This is a genomic window from Anaerococcus vaginalis ATCC 51170 (genome assembly GCF_000163295.1).
Taxonomy (GTDB): domain Bacteria; phylum Bacillota; class Clostridia; order Tissierellales; family Peptoniphilaceae; genus Anaerococcus; species Anaerococcus vaginalis.
This window is the reverse complement of the sequence record NZ_GG700527.1, coordinates 1467786-1483616: the sequence shown is the minus strand read 5'-3', so window position 1 is coordinate 1483616 and position 15831 is coordinate 1467786. Positions and strand designations below refer to the sequence as shown.

At 28.6% G+C, this 15831-nt stretch carries 14 protein-coding genes; 13 read left to right on the top strand and 1 reads right to left on the bottom strand.

Features of this window, described 5'->3' with window-relative positions; all coding sequences use genetic code 11:
- The first annotated feature begins 315 nt into the window (after window positions 1-315).
- The 11 genes from ilvA to HMPREF0078_RS06935 all read left to right on the top strand — a co-directional run bounded on the left by ilvA (window position 316) and on the right by HMPREF0078_RS06935 (window position 13430).
- Window positions 316-1500, top strand: a complete 1185-nt coding sequence (gene ilvA / locus HMPREF0078_RS06985) for a threonine ammonia-lyase (RefSeq protein ID WP_004839443.1) — start codon at window positions 316-318, stop codon at window positions 1498-1500.
- Window positions 1501-2931 carry a UDP-N-acetylmuramoyl-L-alanyl-D-glutamate--2,6-diaminopimelate ligase gene (locus HMPREF0078_RS06980; RefSeq protein ID WP_004839442.1) on the top strand — a complete coding sequence of 477 codons (1431 nt, stop codon included), beginning with the start codon at window positions 1501-1503 and terminating at the stop codon, window positions 2929-2931.
- Entirely contained in the window at window positions 2928-4130 is a 1203-nt protein-coding gene (locus tag HMPREF0078_RS06975; protein ID WP_004839441.1) for an aminoacetone oxidase family FAD-binding enzyme, read from the top strand. Before HMPREF0078_RS06980 ends, HMPREF0078_RS06975 begins: the two co-directional genes overlap by 4 nt.
- Window positions 4123-5415 (top strand): NAD(P)H-dependent oxidoreductase, encoded by a 1293-nt coding sequence (locus HMPREF0078_RS06970; protein ID WP_004839440.1) that lies wholly within the window; start codon window positions 4123-4125, stop codon window positions 5413-5415. The genes HMPREF0078_RS06975 and HMPREF0078_RS06970 overlap by 8 nt, the downstream gene beginning before the upstream one ends.
- A 275-nt stretch (window positions 5416-5690) precedes the next feature.
- Window positions 5691-6767 (top strand): NAD(P)-dependent alcohol dehydrogenase, encoded by a 1077-nt coding sequence (locus HMPREF0078_RS06965; protein ID WP_039920600.1) that lies wholly within the window; start codon window positions 5691-5693, stop codon window positions 6765-6767.
- Window positions 6768-7655 (top strand): GTP-binding protein, encoded by an 888-nt coding sequence (locus tag HMPREF0078_RS06960; RefSeq protein ID WP_004839438.1) that lies wholly within the window; start codon window positions 6768-6770, stop codon window positions 7653-7655.
- Between the two features lie 75 nt (window positions 7656-7730).
- Complete coding sequence (locus tag HMPREF0078_RS06955) at window positions 7731-8399, top strand: response regulator transcription factor (RefSeq protein ID WP_004839437.1); 669 nt, start codon at window positions 7731-7733, stop codon at window positions 8397-8399.
- A 239-nt stretch (window positions 8400-8638) separates the two neighbouring features.
- Window positions 8639-9340, top strand: coding sequence for a sensor histidine kinase (locus HMPREF0078_RS06950; protein WP_232618472.1), 702 nt, complete (start codon window positions 8639-8641; stop codon window positions 9338-9340).
- Between the two features lie 115 nt (window positions 9341-9455).
- Window positions 9456-10229 carry an ABC transporter ATP-binding protein gene (locus HMPREF0078_RS06945; RefSeq protein WP_004839435.1) on the top strand — a complete coding sequence of 258 codons (774 nt, stop codon included), beginning with the start codon at window positions 9456-9458 and terminating at the stop codon, window positions 10227-10229.
- Complete coding sequence (locus HMPREF0078_RS06940) at window positions 10216-12207, top strand: ABC transporter permease (RefSeq protein WP_039920598.1); 1992 nt, start codon at window positions 10216-10218, stop codon at window positions 12205-12207. The genes HMPREF0078_RS06945 and HMPREF0078_RS06940 overlap by 14 nt, the downstream gene beginning before the upstream one ends.
- A 2-nt stretch (window positions 12208-12209) precedes the next feature.
- Window positions 12210-13430, top strand: coding sequence for an erythromycin esterase family protein (locus HMPREF0078_RS06935; RefSeq protein ID WP_004839433.1), 1221 nt, complete (start codon window positions 12210-12212; stop codon window positions 13428-13430).
- A gap of 32 nt (window positions 13431-13462) precedes the next feature.
- Here HMPREF0078_RS06935 and HMPREF0078_RS06930 read toward each other — a convergent pair whose 3' ends face one another.
- Window positions 13463-14644: an NAD(P)/FAD-dependent oxidoreductase gene (locus tag HMPREF0078_RS06930; RefSeq protein WP_004839432.1), complete on the bottom strand. Its 1182-nt coding sequence runs from the start codon at window positions 14642-14644 to the stop codon at window positions 13463-13465.
- Between the two features lie 149 nt (window positions 14645-14793).
- Between HMPREF0078_RS06930 and HMPREF0078_RS06925 the strand changes: the two genes are divergently transcribed.
- The gene (locus HMPREF0078_RS06925) at window positions 14794-15285 is read left to right on the top strand and encodes an AMMECR1 domain-containing protein (RefSeq protein WP_004839431.1); all 492 of its coding nucleotides are present in this window, start codon (window positions 14794-14796) and stop codon (window positions 15283-15285) included.
- A gap of 10 nt (window positions 15286-15295) precedes the next feature.
- A complete protein-coding gene (locus HMPREF0078_RS06920) occupies window positions 15296-15709 on the top strand; it encodes an EamA family transporter (RefSeq protein WP_004839430.1) in 414 nt (137 codons plus the stop codon).
- The last annotated feature ends 122 nt before the right edge of the window (window positions 15710-15831 follow it).

The following is a 15831-nucleotide window of genomic DNA, read 5'->3' as shown; positions in this document are numbered from 1 at the left end:
GAAGAAAAAAATGTTTTCAATATAAGCAAAAAAATGAACTTTGTTTCAAAAAAAATTGATAAAATTCATAAAACGATGAAAGTACTTTCAAAAAAAATTATTTTCAAAATATTAGAAAATAAATTTTTTGAAAATAAATAAAAACGTTTTTTAATATTTTTTCTATAAAAAGATTAGAAATAAATAAAAAATAAGTAAGACTAAGCTTGAAAATTCAATATTGATTTTATTTGTCAAAATTTTCGATTTATTTTATAGAAAAACATTCTTATTTTATTTTGCTTGTGATATAATTTAAGCAAAAGGAGGCATTTTATGTTTGATTTTAAAAGTGCAAAAAAAAGAGTAGACGAAGCTATTAACCCAACCCACATGTTTTATTCTGAAATTTTTTCAGATTTATCAAAAAACAATGTGTACATTAAACCAGAAAATTTACAAAAAACTGGTTCTTTTAAATTGAGGGGAGCTTATAACAAGATTTCAAAAATGGATGAAGAATCAAAATCCGTTGGAATCGTAACCGCATCAGCTGGAAACCACGCCCAAGGTGTAGCATTTTCTGCAAATCATCAAGGCATAAAGGCAATTGTTTGTATGCCAGAAACAACTCCGATGATTAAAGTTGATGGAACTTTAAAATATGGAGCTGAAGTTGATCTTCACGGACAAACTTTTGATGAAACAAATAAATACGCTCAAGAGCTTGCAAAAGAAAAAGGCTATACTTTTATTCCTCCATACGATGATGAAGATGTAATTGAAGGACAAGGAACAATCGCTCTTGAAATTTTAGAAAGTTTACAAGAAGCTGACTACATATTAGTACCAATCGGTGGCGGTGGACTTGTTTCTGGTATTGCAAAATGTGCAAAAGAAATGAAACCAGAAATTAAAATAGTTGGTGTAGAACCAGCAAATGCTGCATCAATGCAAGCTGCTATGGAAAAAGGTGGACCAATTACATTAGATTCTGCTGATACAATCGCAGATGGAACTGCTGTTGCAAGAGTTGGAGATATTACTTACGAAATTTGCAAAGAAAATGTTGATGAATATATTTCTGTAACAGAAGAAGAAATCATGGTAGCCTTGACTACTTTGATGGAAAAACATAAACTAGTAGCAGAGCCTTCAGGAGCATTAAGTCTTGCTGCAAGTAAAAAACTTGGTTGCAAAAATAAAAATGTTGTTTGCGTAATCAGTGGTGGAAATATTGATATGTCATTTATTTCTCAACTAATTCACAAGGGACTTTATGAAGACGGAAGAATCGCAAGATTTACTGTTGAACTTCAAAATGCACCTGGAAAGCTTAGAGATCTTCTTGATGTTATAGCTTACACAAAAGCAAATATTGTTGAGGTACTTCACGATAGCCTTGCAGCAACTAGCAGATATAAAAATATCCAAGTTGAAATAACCCTTGAAACAAATGGAAAAGACCACATCAGGAAGATTAAAGAATTACTTACTGAGAAAGGATACAATATTCATTAAATGAAAATAGAAAAGATACTAAAAGAAATTTCCTATATTTCCAAAAATATTCAAAATGATAAAGAAATTGTAGGAGTTTCTTCAAATTCAAAAGAAATAAAAAAAGATTTTATATTTGTAGCGATAAGAGGATTTGAATTCGATGGACATAGTTATATAGAAAATGCCCTAGAAAATGGAGCATCAACTATAGTCTATACAAATGATGACGTAGAATTTAAAAATGAAATAAATTATATAAAAGTTGAAGATGCAAGATTAGCTCTTGCAAAAATTTCAAATTTCTTATCAGATTTTCCATCAAAATCATTAAGAATGATTGGAGTTACAGGAACAAATGGAAAAACTACAACTGCAAATATTGTTTCATTTCTTTTGAACAAACTGGGAGAGACTTGTGCAAATATTGGTACAGATGGAGCTTTTTTTAACGGCAAAACTTTACCAACTGAGCATACGACACCAGAAATTACAGATATAAACTATATTTTAAATGAAGCCAAAAAAGATGGAATTAAAAATGTAGTTATGGAAACATCATCTCATGGTTTGTGCCTAAAAAGAAATTATGGAATAGCTTATGAGTATGGAGTTTTCACAAATTTATCTCCAGAACATATGGACTACCATAAAACTATGGATAACTATTTCAAGGCAAAAATGATTTTATTAAATCATTCCAAAAAACAAGTCGTAAATTTAGATGACGATTATGGGAAAAAAGCTAAAGAAATTTTCAAAGATGCCCTTACAATTTCTATAAATGAAGATTCAAATTACAAAGCTGAGAATATAAAAAGAGTAGATATGGGACTTGAATTTTTTGTAAATGGTGTTAAATTTCACCTAAAAAGATTTGGAATGTATGACATTTACAACTCTCTTTGTGCTATAGCAATTGCAAATGACCTTGGTTTTAAATTGGAAGAAATTTCCAAAGCCTTGGAAGGATTTAAAGGTGTAAAATCAAGATTTGAATTTATAGAAAATGACCTTGGAATAAATATAGTAGTAGATTTTGCCCACACAACAACATCTTTTGAAAGTCTTTATAAAGATTTGCCAAAAGATAGAAAAAAATTTGCAGTGTATGGAATAAGTGGAGATAGGACTCCTGATATTAGAAGAGGTCTTGGTAGAATATCTGCAAAATATGATATATTTTCTGTAATAACAACCGATGATCCAAAATTTGATACCTTTGAAAATATTTCAAATCAAATTAAAGAAGGAGTCGAAGAAAATAATGGGGAGTGCATTATTATAAGAAATCGAAAAGAAGCTATAAAGTATGCTATAAGTCATGCAAAAAAAGGAGATTTTGTTTTTATGCTTGGCAAAGGCGAAGAAGATTTCTTAAAATTAAAAGCAAATATTAAAACCTACTACAACGAAAAAGAAACCATAAGGGAAGTTCTAGAAGAATTATGAGAATTTTTGTAATAGGAGCAGGGGTAAGTTCGCTTGCCTTCTGCTCTTTTTTAGATAATAAAAATATAACAGTTTTAGATTCAAATAAAGACAGTGGAAGAAAACTCCTTGCAACAGGAAACGGCAGGTGTAATTTTACAAATTTAAAGCTTTCCTATGAAAATTTTTATTCACAAGAAAAAGATTTTGTAAATTATTCCTTGGATAATTTTTCCAACAAAGACTTATTAGAATATTTTGAATATTTGGGCATAGAATGGACAAATTTGCCATCAGGAAGATGCTATCCAAAAACAATGAGCTCACAAAGTGTAAAAGATGCTCTTATGATGAAGGCAAAAGAAAACGCAAAATTTATTTTTGACCAAAAAGTTTTGGACATTGATTTTGACAAGAAATTAATCATAACAGAAAAAAATAAATACAAGTACGACATTCTTGTGATTGCATCTGGTGGAAAGACTTTAAAAAATTCTGGCTCAGACGGATCTATCTTTAAAATTTTAGAAAAACATACAAAAGTAGAAGAGATGACTTTTGGAATAACAAATTTTAAGGCGAAAAATCCCTTGTCCAAAAAAGCTAAGGGTGTTAAGGTAAATGCAAAAGCAAGCCTGAAAGTAGATGGAAAATTTATAAAATCATCAACTGATGATGTGATTTTTCAAAACTATGGCCTTACAGGAACTGCGATTTTGGATCTTTCAAATTTAATTTCTCTTTTCTTAAAAGATGGTAAAAAAGTTAGTCTTGACATTGACTTTTATCCAGAGTATAAAAAAGATGGACTTTTAAAGAAATTAGAAGAAAAGTCAAAGAGATTTCCTCAAAGAAGTATTGAAGAATTATTAATTGGGAATTTAGATAAAAAACTCATAATTGATATACTTAAAAGGATTAAAATAAATCCTGGTAAAAAAAATATTTCAAGAAAGGATTTGGAAAAACTTGTAAATATTTTGAAAAATCTTTCTTTTGATATTATGGATATAAATGACAAGAACAACGCCCAAGTGACTTTGGGAGGAGTATCTTGTAAGGAAATCGACAAAAAAACCATGAAATCTTTAAAAATTAAGGATTGTTATTTTATAGGAGAGGTTATGGATGTTGCTGGAGATTGCGGTGGATATAATATTCAATGGGCCTTCTCATCAGCAAAAACTGCCTCAGAGGATATAAGGAGATTAAATGTTTAAGATAAATAGAAAGCTAAAAGAATTAAAACACAATGGAGAAAGAATTTCTTTGGCGATAATTGGTTGTGGAAAAATGGGAGCAAGCTTAATTAATCAATTGGGAGATATTGATGCAATAGAAGTTTCTCTTGTAATAGAACACACACCACAAAAAGCAAAAATTGCCCTAATTGATTCAGGAATTTCTGAAGATAAAATTATAAATACAGATTCTTATGACGAAGCCTATGAGGCTTTGAACAAGGGTTTTGTTGTAGTAAGTTCAAATTATAGACTTGCTTACAAACTTTTACAAATTACAGCCGTAATAGATGCAACAGGAAATCCGCCATTTGGAGCGGAACTTGCAGCAAAATCAATTCAATATCATAAGCATTTTATTACACTCAATGTAGAATGTGATGCAGTTGTTGGACCAATTCTTTACGATATGGCAAAAAAAGCTGGAGTTGTTTATACAGGAATTGCAGGAGATGAGCCAGGATCAATAATAGATCTTTGCGATTTTGCTTATGGAATAGGACTAGAAATTTTGGTTGCGGCAAAAGGAAAAAATAATCCATTAGATAACTATGCAAATGCAGAAATTTTAAAAGACCAAGCAGAAAAAAAAGGACTTTCTCCAAGAATGCTTACAAGTTTTGTCGATGGAACAAACACAATGATAGAATTAAATTCAGTTTGCAACTGCCTTGGATTTTTGCCAGATACATTTGGCTGTCATGGAATTGCTACAAGCCCAGAAACAGCCGTAGAAGATTTTAAATTAAAAGAAGACGGTGGAGTTTTATCATCTTACAAAACGGTAGAATTTTCTCCAGGCATGGCACCAGGAGTATTTCTAATTGTAACAAGCGACAAAAAAGAAGTAAGAGATTTGATGAAATTTTTAGGCTTTGGCGATGGTCCAAATTATTTATTATTTAGACCATATCACTTAACAAGTCTTGAAACGCCAATTACAATCTACAATGCAGTTTTAGAAAATGAGCCAACAATAGCTCCACTTCATGGACAAGTTGCTGATACAGTTTCAGTTGCAAAAAGAGATATAAAAAAGGGAGAATATTTAGAGGGAATAGGATCAGATAAGGTATTTGGAAAATTAACCGACCACACAAGATCAATAAAAGAAGATCTACTTCCAATCGCCCTAATCACAGAAAAAACAAAAGCCATAGTAGACATTCCAAAAGATACAGTAATAGATTTATCAATGATAGAACTTGACGAAGAAGCAACAATAACAAAATTAAGAAGAAGACAAAATTCAATGAAATTGTAGAAAATAAGACTGCAAACGCAGTCTTATTTTTTTGCTTTTTTTAATCCGCAATTTTTTTCTAGGAAAAATTTTTAAATAATTTGAAAGTTAAAAATAAAAATTTGATTTGTGAAAATTTAATTTTATTATGATAGCATTCTACATTAGTTTAAAGTTATGGTTTTCATCAAAATTTAAAATAGAAAAATAAAATGATAAATGATTGACAAGTATTGAAAGATAAATTAAAATTAAATTGTAAAAAAAAACATAAAATAAAAAATAAGGAGGACTCTATGAAAGGGTTTGCAATGTTAGGAATTGGTAAGACAGGTTGGATTGAAAAACCGGAACCAGAAATGGGACCATTAGATGCGCTTGTTAAACCAATAGCTTTGGCTCCATGTAGCTCAGATATTCACACAGTTTGGGAAGGAGCTATCGGAGATAGACACGATATGATTTTGGGCCATGAGGCTGCAGGAGAAATTGTAAAAGTTGGAGAATTAGTTAAAGATTTTAAACCAGGAGATAGGGTTTTAGTTCCAGCTATTACTCCAGATTGGTCATCTCTTGAAAGTCAAGCAGGATTTCCAATGCATTCAGGTGGAATGCTTGCTGGATGGAAATTCTCAAATTTTAAAGACGGTGTATTTGGAGAAATTTTCCATGTAAATGATGCTGATGCTAACCTTGCTTTGATTCCTGAAGGAGTAGATCCAGTTTTAGCTCCAATGTTATCAGACATGGTTACAACAGGATTCCACGGAGTTGAACAAGCTGATGTTCAATTTGGAGATGAAGTTTTGGTAGTAGGAATTGGACCAGTTGGATTAATGTCAGTTGCAGGAGCTAACCTAAGAGGAGCAAGTAGAATTTATGCAGTAGGAACTCGTCCAAATTGCGTTGAAGCTGCTAAATTCTATGGAGCAACAGATATAATTTCTTACAAAGACGGATCAATTTCTGAACAAGTTCTAGAACTTACAAATGGTAAGGGAGTTGATAGAGTTATAATTGCTGGTGGAACAGTTGATACTTTTGAAGAAGCAATCAAAGCTATGAAACCAGGTGCAAAAATTGGTAACGTAAACTACCTAGATGGTGGAGAATATATCAAAATTCCTAGAGTTGAATGGGGAGTTGGAATGGGCCACAAGGCAATTAATGGAGGTCTAACACCAGGTGGAAGACTCAGAATGGAAAAACTTGCTAAACTTGTTTCTTGTGGAAAATTAGATCTTTCAAAACTTGTTACTCATAAATTCAATGGATTTGAAAATGTTGAAAAAGCATTATACTTAATGAAAGATAAACCAAAAGATTTAATTAAACCAGTTGTAATTGTAGCAGAAGATTTAATGGAAGATTAGATGAAAATAATAATAGTATCAGGATTTTTGGGAAGTGGAAAAACAACCTTTATAGAAAAATTGTCAAAAAAATTGGATGATGTAGTAATTTTAGAAAATGATTATGCCAAGGCAAATGTAGATAAAGACTTATTAAAAAATACAGGTAAAGAAATTTTATCCTTGGAAGAAGGCTGCATTTGTTGTTCAAAACAAAAAGATTTTGCAACGACAGTTATGAGCATAGAAAATACAATAAATCCAGAATATTTGATAATAGAGCCAACAGGTTTGGGCTATCTTTCTAAAATAATTGAAAATATTAGTCCAATTGAATATGAAAAAATTAAAATTTTAAAACCAATAGCCATAGTTGACTATTACAGTATAGATAAGATTATGGGAGAATATAAAGAACTTTTCCTAGATCAAATCCAAAATTCATCCTATATACTATTATCAAAAACTGAAAATATAAGTACAGAAAAAATCGAAAAAGAAGCAAAAAAACTTGAAGACTTAACAAAAGCAAAAGTTTTTACCACCCACTATAATGATTTTGATAAAAAAGAATGGGACTCTCTTATCGGGGAATATGACAAAGAATCTCTAATAAGAGGGGACTATAAACATTTGCACCTTGACAATTTGGCATATGAAAATGTAGTTTTCAAAGATTTCAATGAACTTGGGACAAATTTTAATGCAGTTTGTCAAAATAGGTTTGGAAAACTAATTAGGGCAAAGGGTCTTGTAAATGTAGAAGATAAAAAGGTAAAGGTAGATGTTGTCGATAATAAATTTTCAGTAGAAAAATACCAAGGAGAATCTTTTACAAATTCTTTGATATTTATTGGAGAAAATCTAGAAGAAAAATCCTTTGATATACTTTTTAAAAAGAAAAATTAGAAGCCGAAAGGCTTCTTTTTTTGTGAAAATTTTCAAAAACTAAAAAATCTATTATAATAATTTTAAGGAGTTATTATGGATATATTTATTGTTGAGGATGATAAAAAAATTTGTGAAGAGCTTTCTTTTCAGCTTGAGCTTTTGGGATATAAGTGTTTTGTTCCAAATGATTTTTCTAATATTTTGGATGAATTTCAAAAAAGAGATTATAAGCTTGTTTTGATGGATTTGAAACTTCCTTTTGAAAATGGATTTTATTGGTGTGAGAAAATTAGAGAAATTTCAAATCTTCCTATAATTTTTCTAACAAGTGCGGCTGATGATATAAATTTAATTAATGCCATAAATTATGGGGCGGATGATTTTATTTCTAAACCTTTTTCTATGCAGGTTTTAAATATGAAAATCAAGGCCCTTCTTAGAAGAACTTATGATTTTTCTGGGAAAAATTTAGACCTTTCTTATAAAAATATTTCTTTGATTAAGGATAAGATGATTTTAAAAATTAATGATAAAGAAATAAATCTTTCTAAAAATGAATTTTTGATTTTGGAAATTCTTATGGAAAATTCACAAAAAATTGTTTCAAGAGAGCTTATTATGGACAAGCTTTGGGCGACTGATTCTTTTATTGATGATAATACTTTGACTGTAAACATCAACAGACTTAGGAAAAAATTAAAAAATCTGGGCTTAGATGATTTTATTCAAACAAAAAAGGGAGTGGGATATTTTATAAAATGAAAAATTTAAAATTATTTTTTAGCATTAATAGGGCTTATATTTTCTCCTTTTTTATTTTTCTTATCTCATCTTTAATATTTTCTTTTGCCTTTCCTATAGATTTTAAGATTTTTTCCTATTGTCTTATAATTTTATTTTTTATATTTTTATTTATAGGAATTTTTAGATTTTTTAAGGCGAAAAAGTGTTTAGAGAAAAATTCTTTTTCTTTTTTTGAGAAAAATCTTTATGAAAGGCATTTGAAAGAAATTTTTGAAAGAAAGGATAAAGAGATAGAAGATCTTAGAATTTCTAGCAAACTAAGGCAAAATGATTTGGAAAGTCTTTTGACAATTTGGACCCATCAAATAAAAACGCCTCTTTCAAGTATTTCTTTGATTAGTGAAAGGGAAGAAAATTATGATATAAAAAGAGAGCTAATAAGGATTGATGATTATATTGCATCGATTTTATCTTTTATAAAATTGGGTCAAGACAGTCTTGATTATTCTTTCAAATCTTTTTCTATAGAAAGGCTTGTTAAAGATATTGTAAAAAGATATAGGAGTTTTTTCATCCATAAAAATTTAAAATTAATTCTTGATATAGAAGATGAAAATGCAATTTCAGATCCAAAATGGCTTGGTTTTGTGATTGAACAGGTTTTGTTTAATTCTATAAAATATACAGATAGGGGTTTTATTAAAATTTCCTACCACAATTTTATTTTAAAAATAGAAGATTCTGGAATTGGTATAAAAGCTAGTGACTTGAAAAATATTAATAAATTTGGTTTTAGTGGAGATAGTGATAAAAGAAATGCAAATTCAACTGGTATAGGACTTTTTTTGGTAAATGATATATTAAAAAAACTTGGATATGCTTATAAAATCGAATCTAAAGAAAAAAATGGAACTATATTTTCAATTAATCTTAAAAAATCTGATATTATAGAAAATTAATCGGCATTTGCCGATTTTTTTTAATCTTACAAAATGTAAGTTTAGGAGAAAAATTGTAAGTTTAGATTAGGGATTTTTTCATTTATTTTTTGTAATATAGACTTAGGAGGATTATATGAATATATTAGAAGTTAAAAATTTAAGAAAAGTTTATAATAGTGAAGATAAAAATACAGAGGTTGTTGCCTTAAAAGATATAAATTTTGAGGTTGAAGAAGGAGAATTTGTTGCTATAATGGTCGAGAGTGGGTCTGGGAAGTCTACTCTTTTAAATTTGATTGCAACTTTGGATAAACAAACTTCTGGAGATGTGATTTTATCTAATGAAAATACAAAAAATAAAAGTGACAAGGAAAGGGCGAAATTTAGGAGGGAAAAATTAGGCTTTGTCTACCAAGATTTTTCGCTTTTATCATCTTTAAACAACAGGGACAATATATTTTTGCCTTTGGTTTTAGCAAATGAAAAATACAAAATTATGGAAGAAAAATTAGCTCCTATTGCAAAGGCATTGAAAATTTCTAATCTTTTGGACAAATTTCCCTATCAAATTTCCGGAGGACAAAAACAAAGAGTTGCAGTTGCAAGATCTCTTATTACAAATCCAAAAATATTGCTGGCAGATGAGCCAACAGGAGCTTTGGATTCAAATTCATCAATGGAGCTTTTAAATATTTTTGAAAAAATAAACAAAAAAGGCCAAACAATTCTTATGGTAACTCATTCAACTATGGCTGCTGCAAGGGCCTCTAGGGTTTTATTTATAAAAGATGGGAAAATTTTCTATGACCTTTATAAGGGAGATAGGACCAATGACCAAATGTATGAAAAATTGGTCAAATCTCAAATGATGATTTTATCTGGAGGTGAGGGATTTGAACAAGCTTAATTTTAAAATGGCTACAAGGGGAATAAAAAATAATAAATTTTTGTATTTTCCATACATTTTGGCATCAAGTTTTATGCTTTTCATTTTTAATCTTTTAATAGATTTAAAAAGTGAAAAATTTATCTTAGAAACTAGAGGAAGCGAAATCATAAAAACTCTTTTGGAAATGGGTTCATGGATTGTGGCGATTTTTTCTTTGATTTTTCTTGTCTATATGGCAAAAACCATTGTCAAAAATCGCTACAAGGAATTGGGACTTTTGTATGGACTTGGAATGGACAAAAAATCTTTGAGAAAAATTTTGATTATAGAAAATTTAATTCTTGGAATTTTAACTTTAATAATTGGAACATTTTTTACAATTCTTTTGGGACCTCTTTTTATAAATTTAGTGGCAAGAATTTTAAAAATTCAAACGGAGATAAAACTTTCTATAAATTTTTCCAAGTTAGCTTTGGGACTTATGATTTTTGCTATAATTTTTGTTTTAATAACTTTGATAAGCTTAAATTCAATTAGAAAAACAAATCCGATTGAGCTTTCAAAACTTTCCCAAAAAGGCGAAAAAGAGCCAAAAGCGAATGTAATTTCTATGATTTTAGCCATAATTTTAATTGGCTATGGTTATTATACAGCCCTTTCAATTGATGGGGGAATATTTCAAGCTCTTCCAAAATTTTTACCAGCAAGTATAGCAGTAATAATTGGAACATATTTTTTCTTTAGGTCTCTTGTGATTTGGATTTTAAAACTTTTTAGAAAAAATAAAAAAATTTATTATAAGGGCACAAATATGACCTTTATCGGAGAACTTATCAAAAGAAGCAAGGAATCTGCCATGGCTCTTTCATCAATTACCATTATCTCTTCACTTTTTCTTTTGAGTTTTGTGGTAATAAGTGCCATGTTTGTTGGGAAAAATGATTTATTAGATAGGATTGCTCCAAGTGATTTTTTAATCCAATACCAAGAAGATGATAAGGAAAGTGGAAAATATACAAAAAATTTACTTGAAAAAAATATAGACAAAGAAAAAATAAAAAATCTTGGAGAATTTAGAAGAAAAGGTCTTGTAGTTAGTGAACAATCACCTGGAAAATTTTCTATACTAGAAGATGATGATTTAAGAAAAACAATAATGGATGAAAAAACTAAAATTATTTCCATAACAGATATAAAATCATTTAATAAAGCAAATAAGACAAATATTTCTCTTAAAAAAGATGAGGCTATAGTTTTTGATTCAAAAGCGAAAAAATACGGAAAAATTTCTATAGAAAATCAAAATTTGAAAGTAAAAGAAAATGCAAAAAATATTTCCTATGTCTTAATGGATCCTACAACAAGTCTTTTTCACAATATCCTAGTTGTAGTAGATGACATGGATGAATTTTCAAAAAAAATATCTGATGGCAAAAATATTAAGACTTTCCCTAGTGTATCAGGAACGTATTTTGACCTAAAAGAAAAAAATCAAAAAAATATTGATGAGATGGCAAATACATTAAATAAAAATATATCTGATACAGATAAAATTTTAGTTAAAAATTCCATAGAAAATAGGATGGAATTTGATAAAATTCACACGGGAGCCTACATTGTTGTTCTTATTTTAGCCCTAGTATTTTTAATCTCAACCATAATTGTAATTTATTACAAACAAGCCGCTGAAGGCCTTGAAGATGGAAGAAATATAAAGATTCTACAAAAAGTAGGAATGAGCAAAAAAGAAATAAAAAAATCAGTCAAAAAACAAAACTATTTCACATTTTTTGCACCCCTAATAATTTCAATAATCCATATTTTAATCGCATCAAAACTTGCCTTTGGCATGCTACAATTATTTGCCATGCTTGAGCTTAGAAGATTTATAGAAATAGAGGCGATTTGTATAATAATTTTCTCATTAATTTATATAATGATATTTAGAATAACCCTACCAATATATTTTGAAATGGGAAAATTAAATAAGGAGTAAAAATGAAAAAAATATTTAAAATTCTTCTATATATAATAATTTCAATTTCAGTATTAGGATTTTTGTTTATATTTTTGTGGACAAAAATTCCGGAATTTAAAGCCAAAAAAGAAATTTCAGATTTGAGCAAATATGCTCAAAAAATAGAAGATATAAAGATTGATGACCAAGTAGAAATCATTGGTCTTGGCGAGGCTACACATGGAAACAAAGAATTTCAAGAATTAAAATTAGACTTATTAAAAAAATTAGTAAAAGATGCAAATGTTAGGGCTTTTGCCTTGGAATGTGATTTTTCAGAAGGAATGGAAATAGATTCTTATGTAAAATCAGGAAAATTTCAAAAAAATCCATCAAAAATTTTCTCCTTTACAATCTATCATACAAATGAGATGAATGATCTAATAAATTGGATAAAAAAATACAACCAAAATCACGACCAAAAAATTTCCTTTTACGGTTTTGATATGCAAAATCCAGAAAATTCCGTAAAACTTTTAAAAGATTTTGTAAAAAAAGAAAATATTGATTTTGATATAAAAAGTCTGGAAATTTTAGAAGAAGACAAAATTTCAATAAAAGATCCAAAAATGAAAATATTGGAAGAAAATCTGAAAAAATTAAATGAAAAACTTGAAAAAAATACCAAAGAAAAAAGACTTATAGAAAATATTATATCAAGTTTTCCATATTATAAAATGGTTGATGATTATGTAAAATCAAGTGAATACAGAGATAAAAAAATGGCAGAAAATATTTCTTGGATAAAAGATTATGAAAAAAATTCAAGAACAATGATAGCAGGACACAATGGCCATATTGGAAAAAAAGATCCGATGTATAAAAACATGGGAGAAAATTTATTGGAAAAATATAAAAAATCATATTTTACAATAGGAACAGATTTTTATAAAACAAATGTAAACATAAAAACTATGCAAAAAAATCAAAGAACAATACAAAAATTTATATCAGCAGATCCTTTTGCCTATCATGCAAAAAATTATAAAAATTCTTATTATTTAGATTTTTCAAAAGTAAAAGATGGAGATTGTAAAAATCTCTTGGATTCAAAAATAAAAATGGGTTCATTAGGCGAAGGCTACACTCCGATAATTAAATTTATCCCATACTCATATAGAATAGAAAATTCTCCAAAAGAAATTTTTGATTCAATGATTTTTGTATATGAAGCAAGTCCGATTGAAATTATTGAAGATTAAAAAAGCTCTTGGTTTAGCCAAGAGCTTATTTCTTACATCCCAAAAATTTCTTTTCCAAGTTTTGTATTTTTTGGATCTTCTTTTTCAAATACTATTTTTTTAACGTCATTTTGGAATTTTATGTCTTTGTAGAGGATGCCTCCTACAAAATCTTCGCCTTTTTTGAATAATTTGTAGACTTTTTCTCCGTCTTCTTTTTTGATTTCTTCTATTTCCTCTCCTGAATTAAAGCCTGCTGAAAATAGTTTTATATCTCCAAGAAGAAGGGAAGAAAATGGTTTTGGTGTTTGGTAGGTTTTATTATCTCCTGTCATATTGCTTCCTGCAATTTCTCCCATTTCCATTGAGGCTGTCCAAAGACCGATTGTAGCTTTTCCTAATTGCATACAATCTCCTGCTGCATAGACATTATCATCACTTGTTTTTAGGTTTTCATCTACAAGGATTCCACGATCAAATTCAAGTCCAGATTTTTCTGCAATATCTAAATTATTTCTTACACCTGTTTGAACCAAAATTGTATTTGCTTCGATTTCTTCTCCATCTTCAAGTTTTATTCCACAAACTTTGCCATCTTTTTCTAAAATTTCTGCAGTATTTTTTCCTGTAGAAGTTTTAATTCCTGCATCATTTAATTCTTTTTCTAACTTTTTGGAAAGCTCATTATCAAGTTGTTTTCCCAAAATATAGTCAAAAGTTTCTATAACAAGGACCTCATAACCTGTATTTTTTATAGAAAAAGCAGCTTCAAGTCCCAAAAGTCCTCCGCCAATTACTACAACTTTCTTGTTTTCCTTGATGTGGTTTTTGAAAGAATTTAAGTCATCTACTGTTCTAATTGCAAAAACTCCATCAGCGTCAATATTTTTTATTGGTGGCACAAATGGATGAGATCCTGTTGCTATAAGGGCTTTTTTATATTCAATCTCTTCTCCATTTTTTAAAATTGCCTTTTTATTTTCAAGGTCAAGTTTTTCTACTTCACATTCAAGTTTTTCTTCTATATTATTTTTTTCGTACCATTCAGGTTTTTTTACCAAAATTTCATCATCTGTAAAATCTTTTGCGATAAGCTCAGATAACTTTGTTCTCCAATAAGTGTGTTTTGCTGATTTTGAAATTATAATAATAGAAGAATTTTCTTCTTTTTTTCTAATAGTTTCAGCGGCCTTTTGACCTGCTATTCCATTTCCAACAATTAAATAATCGTACATTTATTTTCTCCTTTTGTTTATTTATTAACTAAAATTTTTTCTCTTCCTATTAATTTACCCATTTTCAATTAATTTATCTATAAATTGGGTAAATTAATAATGCAAAAGGAAATAAAAATTGAAAATTAAAACAAAGAAAGAATTTTAAAATGGATGATTATGTAAAACTTGCTTATGATGCAATTGAATATTATTTAGAAAACAAAACTTATTTAAGAGATTTTGACGAAAAATTTAAGAAAAATTCAAATGGAATTAGGATTGAAGTAAAAATTAATGGAAGGCTAAAAGGAATTTCTGGTTCAATTTATCCAACTAGAAAAAATTTAGGACTTGATATAGTTTATGAGGCAGTAAACGCAGGATTTTTTGATTTAAAATTTAATCCAATTACAAAAGAAAATTTAAAAGACTTAGAGATAAAAGTTTTTGAATATTTTGATGTAGAAAAACTTAGATTTATTGAAGATTTTAATGATTATGATGGGATAATGCTCTCTTTTATGGAAGAAAATTATTATTTTTACAGAAAAGACTTTAATTCTGATATAGAAATGCTAGAAAAAGCCCTAGAAATTTCAAATGTTGACAGCTGGGATAATTTTTCTATTGATAAATTTAGATTAAAAATTCATAAATAAAGGAGATTTTATGTGGCTTTTACTTGCGATTTTTTCATCAATTTTTGCTGCCCTTACTTCAATTTTGGCAAAAGTTGGAATTGAAGGAGTAAATTCAAATCTTGCAACTGCGATTAGGACTTTTGTAGTTTTAGTAATGAGTTGGGGCATGGTTTTTATTACTTCTTCATTTTCTGGAATTTATAATATTAGCAAAAAATCCTGGATTTTTTTAATTTTATCAGGTCTTGCGACTGGACTTAGTTGGCTTTGCTATTATGGAGCCTTAAAATATGGAAACGCCTCAAAGGTTGTTCCAATTGATAAAATGAGTGTAGTTTTAACTTTGATTCTTGCATTTTTATTTTTGGGCGAAGAATTTTCTACAAAATCTATTATTGGATGTATTTTAATTACAGCAGGAACTCTTTTTATGGTTTTATAAATATTAAATAAAAAGCAATTTGACTTTTTTCTTTAAAAATAGTAAATTAGTCAGTAGATATAGGCAATTAAAAGAAGAGTAGTTTTAAAAAATAATTTACAGAGAGGCCTTTAGGTGAAAGT

What these genes read in the sequence shown, in the direction of transcription:
- ilvA (WP_004839443.1), top strand. Translation starts at nt 316, where the DNA reads ATGTTTGATTTTAAAAGTGCAAAAAAAAGAGTAGACGAAGCTATTAAC.
- HMPREF0078_RS06980 (WP_004839442.1), top strand. Translation starts at nt 1,501, where the DNA reads ATGAAAATAGAAAAGATACTAAAAGAAATTTCCTATATTTCCAAAAAT.
- HMPREF0078_RS06975 (WP_004839441.1), top strand. Translation starts at nt 2,928, where the DNA reads ATGAGAATTTTTGTAATAGGAGCAGGGGTAAGTTCGCTTGCCTTCTGC.
- HMPREF0078_RS06970 (WP_004839440.1), top strand. Translation starts at nt 4,123, where the DNA reads ATGTTTAAGATAAATAGAAAGCTAAAAGAATTAAAACACAATGGAGAA.
- HMPREF0078_RS06965 (WP_039920600.1), top strand. Translation starts at nt 5,691, where the DNA reads ATGAAAGGGTTTGCAATGTTAGGAATTGGTAAGACAGGTTGGATTGAA.
- HMPREF0078_RS06960 (WP_004839438.1), top strand. Translation starts at nt 6,768, where the DNA reads ATGAAAATAATAATAGTATCAGGATTTTTGGGAAGTGGAAAAACAACC.
- HMPREF0078_RS06955 (WP_004839437.1), top strand. Translation starts at nt 7,731, where the DNA reads ATGGATATATTTATTGTTGAGGATGATAAAAAAATTTGTGAAGAGCTT.
- HMPREF0078_RS06945 (WP_004839435.1), top strand. Translation starts at nt 9,456, where the DNA reads ATGAATATATTAGAAGTTAAAAATTTAAGAAAAGTTTATAATAGTGAA.
- HMPREF0078_RS06935 (WP_004839433.1), top strand. Translation starts at nt 12,210, where the DNA reads ATGAAAAAAATATTTAAAATTCTTCTATATATAATAATTTCAATTTCA.
- HMPREF0078_RS06930 (WP_004839432.1), bottom strand. Translation starts at nt 14,644, where the DNA reads ATGTACGATTATTTAATTGTTGGAAATGGAATAGCAGGTCAAAAGGCC.
- HMPREF0078_RS06925 (WP_004839431.1), top strand. Translation starts at nt 14,794, where the DNA reads ATGGATGATTATGTAAAACTTGCTTATGATGCAATTGAATATTATTTA.
- HMPREF0078_RS06920 (WP_004839430.1), top strand. Translation starts at nt 15,296, where the DNA reads ATGTGGCTTTTACTTGCGATTTTTTCATCAATTTTTGCTGCCCTTACT.